Raw genomic sequence first — 6,476 nt, forward strand, 5'->3', positions numbered from 1 at the left:
AAAAGCCTGTCGAAATTCAGTGATTTCAACAGGCTTTTTTTATTTCAAGAACTTGATGCGGACTATAGTTTAGTCAGCCAGTTTCGCATATTTACTTCTCCGTCGATAATGTTTCGCAGTTCGCTTATGGCAACGCGTTTTTGTTCCATAGTATCTCTGTGACGAATTGTTACCGCGTTATCTTTTAAAGTATCGTGATCAACGGTGATACAGAACGGAGTTCCGTTTGCATCCTGACGTCGGTATCGGCGGCCGATAGCATCTTTTTCATCGTAGGTAACATTAAAGTCGAATTTTAAGTCAGCTATGATTTTTCTTGCAACTTCTGGTAGTCCGTCTTTCTTGACCAAAGGAAGAACAGCAGCTTTGTAAGGAGCTAAAACAGCAGGTAATTTCAATACTGTACGTTCGCTTCCGTCTTCAAGTTTTTCGTCAACTAACGAAGTAGAGAATATTGCCAGGAACATTCTGTCAACACCAATTGATGTTTCAACTACGTAAGGAACATAGTTTTTGTTAAGTTCTGGATCGAAGAACTGAAGTTTCTTTCCTGAATGTTTTTCGTGACTTGCCAAATCAAAGTCAGTACGCGAATGAATACCTTCCAGTTCTTTGAATCCAAACGGGAAATTAAATTCAATATCAGCTGCGGCATTGGCGTAATGAGCTAATTTATCATGATCGTGGAAACGATAATTTTCCTCGCCCAATCCAAGAGATCTATGCCAGTTCATACGTGTTTCTTTCCAGTGATCATACCATTTCATCTCATCACCCGGACGAACAAAGTATTGCATTTCCATCTGTTCGAACTCACGCATACGGAATATAAACTGACGTGCAACAATTTCGTTACGGAAGGCTTTACCGATTTGAGCAATTCCAAATGGAATTTTCATACGGCCGGTTTTTTGAACGTTGAGGTAGTTTACAAAAATACCCTGTGCAGTTTCCGGACGCAGGTACAGATCCATTGCCCCTTCGGCAGTAGCCCCGAGTTTTGTACCGAACATCAGGTTGAACTGCTTTACATCGGTCCAGTTTTTTGAGCCTGTTTCAGGATCGGCAATTCCAAGTTCTTCGATCAAAGCTTTTACGTCTTCTAAATCTTCAGCATCCAAAGATTTAGCCATACGCTCCATAATTTCTCTTTGTTTTTGGCGGTAGCCTAATACACGGGGATTTGTAGCTTCGAATTCAGCTTTATCAAAATCATCTCCAAAACGTTTTGCCGCTTTTTTGATTTCTTTTTCAGCCTTCTGGTTTATTTTTTCTACGTAATCCTCGATAAGAACATCGGCTCTGTATCTTTTTTTGGAATCTTTATTGTCGATTAAGGGATCGTTAAAAGCATCGACGTGTCCCGATGCTTTCCATGTTGTTGGGTGCATGAAGATTGCGGAGTCCAGTCCTACAATATTTTCGTGCATTTGTACCATGGCTTTCCACCAATATTCCTTTATATTCTTCTTCAATTCGGCACCGTTTTGACCGTAGTCGTAAACTGCGCTTAATCCGTCATAAATCTCGCTCGACTGAAATACATATCCGTACTCTTTTGCATGCGATAATACCTTCTTGAATTTGTCTTCGCTCTTAGCCATTGCTAAAGATATATTGTGCCTGCCTTGTCGGCTGACAGGTTAATGCTTCGCTTTAAAATAATTGCGCAAGATAGCTAATTTTGTTGAACTGTTGAACTGTTAGTTTGTTTATTGCATTGTGCAGTCTTTAAAAATTATTGTTTTATCATTTTACCCGATATTCAATGATTTACCATTCATTAAAGCCCCTGTTTGACTGTATTACGCAGTCAGGTGTATAGCCTGCCTTTTTCGGCAGGCGGGCCGGCTCAAAAAACTCATTTTGATACCTATAAATAAATACTATCTTTACAAATTGACATAAGAATAGTTTTATGAACCGTATCAGTCAGGCAAATTGTTAAAAATGTGCTGATTAGGCTGTCTAAATATATAAATAAATGGGTTGCAACGGTTGTACTCAAGTAGTAAATGGGCTACCCGAAGGTTGTAGAAGCAATGGTGTTTGCAGTACCGATGGAGGTAACAAGCTCAATGTTTTTAACTGGTTGTCGGATATGAAAATACCGACGGATCAGGAGGCTTTTGATGTAGTAGAAGTTAGGTTTAAAAATTCGCGAAAAGGATTTTATAGAAACGTAAATAATATAAAACTTAATATAGGTGATGCAGTTGCTGTAGAAGCGTCGCCGGGGCATGATGTTGGAGTGGTTTCTTTGACGGGTGAACTGATGAAAGTTCAGGCCCGTGAGAAAAATGTAAGTACTGATGATGTGTCAATACTGAAAGTTTATCGCAAGGCAACCCAGCGCGACATTGATATTTGGAAAACCGCACGCGATCGTGAGTGGGATACGATGATTACTTCGAGAAAAATTGCTGACAGACTGGGGCTGAAGATGAAGATTTCCGATATTGAGTATCAGGGAGATAATTCGAAGGCCATTTTTTATTATACGGCAGAAGAAAGAGTTGATTTCAGGGTTTTAATAAAAGAGTTGGCATCTACATTTTCTATCAGAATTGAGATGAAACAGATCGGACTTCGTCAGGAAGCTGCCCGATTGGGAGGAATAGGTTCATGTGGCAGGGAACTTTGCTGTACAACATGGCTTACCGATTTTAGGTCTGTAACAACTACAGCAGCGAGATACCAGCAACTTTCGTTAAATCCGCAGAAATTGGCAGGACAATGTGGAAAACTAAAATGTTGTTTGAATTTCGAGTTAGATTCTTACCTGGATTCTCTTAAAGAATTCCCTTCACCTGAGACAGTGTTGAAGACTGAAAAAGGAAGAGCATTTTTCCAAAAGATGGATATTTTTAAGGGTGTGATTTGGTATTCTTATCAGGAAGAGCCAATGAATTGGCATCCGGTTCCTGTTTCTAGTGTAAATGATATTATTTCGTCGAATAAGGAAGGTGTTTCTGTTGCTTCGCTTGAGGAGTATAGCGAGGAGATAGTTTCTGCCAAGAAAGTTGATTTCCACAAGGTAGTGGGGCAGGACGATTTAAACAGGTTCGACAAGAGAAAAGATCAGGGCAGAAGAAGGTTAAGTCAACGAAATAAGAAAAGAGGAAGCGGGTTAAAACGAAAAGGGGAAGAAGTAGGCTCGAAGAAAGATGCTGTTAAGCCATCCAGACCTTCGCGATTATCAAAGCCCGTAAAGGAATCAAAACAACAGAGACCTGTTTCGGAGAAGAAGACTGATGCTAAGCCACAAGGTAAAAAGACCGGGGCTGATAAGCAAAATCAACCCAAAACCGAGCAGAAAAAAAATCCAAGAGGAAAGTTCAGATTCAACAAGAATAAACCCGGAAGATTTAACAAGAAGTCGGGAGGCTCGGGAAATAAACCTGAAGGTTCAGACAATAAAAAGGACAGTTAATTTGTTAGTTTAAGATGAGGTTTTTATTTGTGCCGGTATTATTTATTTTGTTTATCACATCTTGCGATGAGAACAGAGTATATGATAATTATGTGGGTATTCCGGATGCCACATGGAATAAGGATAGTATTATAGAGTTTAACTTCAGTTTAGAAGATACTTTATCTAAGAATCAGGTGTTTATAAATGTGAGAAACACTGTAGATTACCAATACAGTAATCTTTACCTGTTTACCAAAGTTAGTTTTCCGGATGGGAAGATTTTGCAGGACACACTTGAATACGAGATGACCGATGTTGACGGACAATGGCTTGGTGAGGGATTGTCGGGTTTGAAAAGCAATCTTTTATACTATAAAAAAGATGTTGTTTTTTATGCAAAGGGCGATTATACGGTGAGTATACAGCACGGCATGAGGACAGAAAATCTTGAGGGTATTCAGGATGTTGGATTAAGAATTGAAAGTGAATAATACCAAAAGGTTTCTGATATTTATTTGGTATAAAATAAAATAAAAAAATATAAGCAATGGCTAAATCCAAGAAGAAAGGAGAGTCTATGAAAAAAGTATTTCTCCGTTTTACATTTTATTTCTGGCTAATTTTTGGTTTAGGTGTTTTTTCGGTGTTTGTCATATTTTATGGAGCATCCAACGGGTGGTTGGGTGAGCTTCCAACATTTGAGCAAATAGAGAATCCGGAGAGTAATTTCGCCTCGGAAATATATTCGTCAGATGGTGTTGTTATCGGAAAATACTACGACGAAAACCGCTCACCGGTTAAATATGATGAACTTTCGCCATATTTGGTTGATGCATTGATCTCAACAGAAGATGAGAGGTTTAGAGATCATTCCGGAATAGATTTTAAATCGCTTGCCAGAGCCGTTGTAATGCTCGGACAAGGCGGTGGAGGTAGTACAATTACCCAGCAACTTGCCAAAATGTTGTTTACCGGAACTGCATCGCGAAGTCCGATAGAAAGGGTGAAGCAAAAAATTAAGGAATGGGTTATTTCCATCAAGCTTGAGCGACAATACACAAAGGATGAGATAATCATGATGTATTTCAATAAGTTCGATTTTAATTATCTGGCAGTGGGAATAAATTCTGCCGCAAAAATATACTTCAATACAACTCCGCAGGATTTAAAAATAGAAGAAGCTGCAATGTTGGTTGGGATGGCAAAAAATCCGTCACTATATAACCCCAGAAGGAGAGAAGAGATTACAACACAGCGTAGAAATACTGTATTTTTACAGATGGAGCGTAACGGAGTTCTTAATGAAACTCAGGTAGATTCTTTATCAAATCTTCCAATAAAGTTAGACTTTAATCCTGAAAGTCACGATCAGGGTATAGCGACTTATTTTAGAGAGTATTTACGCGATTATCTGAAAAAATGGATAAAGGAACATCCGAAAGCCGATGGTACTAAATACAATCTGTATCGCGACGGGCTTAAGGTTTATACCACTATCGATTCGAGAATGCAAAAATATGCGGAAGAGGCGGTTAATGAACATATTTCTAACCTTCAGGAGGTGTTTTTTACCTTGCAGAAATATAATAAAACTAAACCCTTTGAAGGTATTTCTACAGAAGAATTAGATCAGATAATGAATACGGCAATGCGTCGTTCGGTACGTTATCGTCAGATGAAAAAGAATGGCATTTCGGAGGATTCAATAAAAATAGCCTTTAATACTCCGCGCGAGATGAAAGTATATTCGTGGAAGGGAGATATTGATACAACAATGACCCCTATGGATTCGTTGAGGTATTACAAGTTTTTCCTCGAAACAGGTATGATGTCGATGGAGCCCGGAACAGGTTTTGTGAAAGCCTGGGTAGGAGGAATAGACTACAAGTACTTTAAATACGATCACGTAAAACAGGGTAAACGTCAGGTTGGATCTACGTTTAAGCCTTTTGTTTATGCTTCTACAATCGATCAGTTGCATTATTCTCCATGTTACGAGATACCAAATACAATGGTTACTTTCGAAAAGGAAAAGTTCGGACTTGAAAAAGACTGGACACCAAAGAATTCAGGAGGTGATTACGGTGGTATGATATCGTTAAAGAAAGGACTGGCACTATCTAAGAATAACGTTACGGCATTTTTGATGAAGCAGATCGGACCAAAACCGGTTGCCGAGCTTGTAAAAGAAATGGGAGTTACCCAAAATATTCCTGCTGTACCATCTATAGCATTAGGAACACCCGATTTATCGGTATATGAAATGGTTGGCGCATACGGAAGTTTTGCCAATAAGGGTATTTATACAAAACCGACTATGGTGCTGAGGATAGAAGATAATAACGGTGTAGTTATTGATGAGTTTGTTCCTGAAACCAAAGAGGTAATGAGTGCCGAAACGGCTTATGTAATGCTGAATTTAATGCAGGGAGTTACCCAATACGGAACAGGCGTAAGGCTAAGAACCAGAGGGGCGAACTATAATTTGAATTCTGTAACAGGATATCCTTATGAGTTTACCAACCCGATAGCCGGAAAAACGGGAACTTCGCAAAATCATTCAGACGGTTGGTTTATGGGGATTGTTCCAAATTTGGTTACCGGTGTTTGGGTAGGAAATGAAGACAGATCGGTACACTTCAAGAATCTTTATTATGGACAGGGGGCGACTACAGCCCTGCCTATTTGGGGTATTTATATGAAAAAAGTGTATGCCGATGAAGATTTAGAAATTAGCAAGGGGGCTTTTGAGGTACCGGAAGGCGGAGTAAGTATAAATCTTGATTGTAATAAAACCAAAGAGGAAGCTAGTAAAGAGATTGATATAGAAGAGGAGGAGTTTTAAAATACAAATTAGATAAAATATTAAAAAGCTGTTGAGGTTAACTTAGCAGCTTTTTTTGGTTGTATGTTGACTGTGTTATATGATTATAGTTTTTACAAAAACTTTTATCTACCCATGACAATCTTTTTTTACCGCAAAGTTTCGCAAAGTATTTTTGCGTTACGTTGCGCATACCTTTATTCACGAGAGTCTATAGTGGGTGTTCATGATTGCTTC

The 6,476-nt window shown here is 38.9% G+C and carries 4 protein-coding genes; 3 read left to right on the forward strand and 1 reads right to left on the reverse strand.

Going from position 1 to position 6,476, the window contains the following annotated elements; translation table 11 throughout:
• Positions 1-62: 62 nt before the first annotated feature.
• Positions 63-1,604 carry a glycine--tRNA ligase gene (locus ABFR62_12395; GenBank protein ID MEN8139223.1) on the reverse strand — a complete coding sequence of 514 codons (1,542 nt, stop codon included), beginning with the start codon at positions 1,602-1,604 and terminating at the stop codon, positions 63-65.
• A gap of 380 nt (positions 1,605-1,984) precedes the next feature.
• On the opposite strand from ABFR62_12395, the gene ricT reads away from it, so the two are divergent.
• The 3 genes from ricT to ABFR62_12410 are packed head-to-tail and all read left to right on the forward strand — an operon-like array spanning position 1,985 to position 6,260.
• Positions 1,985-3,433, forward strand: coding sequence for a regulatory iron-sulfur-containing complex subunit RicT (ricT, locus tag ABFR62_12400; GenBank protein MEN8139224.1), 1,449 nt, complete (start codon positions 1,985-1,987; stop codon positions 3,431-3,433).
• A 14-nt stretch (positions 3,434-3,447) separates the two neighbouring features.
• Positions 3,448-3,906, forward strand: a complete 459-nt coding sequence (locus ABFR62_12405; GenBank protein ID MEN8139225.1) for a gliding motility lipoprotein GldH — start codon at positions 3,448-3,450, stop codon at positions 3,904-3,906.
• 56 nt (positions 3,907-3,962) lie between these two features.
• A complete protein-coding gene (locus tag ABFR62_12410; GenBank protein MEN8139226.1) occupies positions 3,963-6,260 on the forward strand; it encodes a transglycosylase domain-containing protein in 2,298 nt (765 codons plus the stop codon).
• Positions 6,261-6,476: the final 216 nt, after the last annotated feature.

The organism is Bacteroidota bacterium (genome assembly GCA_039714315.1).
Classification (GTDB): domain Bacteria; phylum Bacteroidota; class Bacteroidia; order Flavobacteriales; family JADGDT01; genus JADGDT01.

Coding starts and splice junctions, on each gene's coding strand:
- ricT (MEN8139224.1), top strand. CDS start 1,985: ATGGGTTGCAACGGTTGTACTCAAGTAGTAAATGGGCTACCCGAAGGT.
- ABFR62_12405 (MEN8139225.1), top strand. CDS start 3,448: ATGAGGTTTTTATTTGTGCCGGTATTATTTATTTTGTTTATCACATCT.
- ABFR62_12410 (MEN8139226.1), top strand. CDS start 3,963: ATGGCTAAATCCAAGAAGAAAGGAGAGTCTATGAAAAAAGTATTTCTC.
- ABFR62_12395 (MEN8139223.1), bottom strand. CDS start 1,604: ATGGCTAAGAGCGAAGACAAATTCAAGAAGGTATTATCGCATGCAAAA.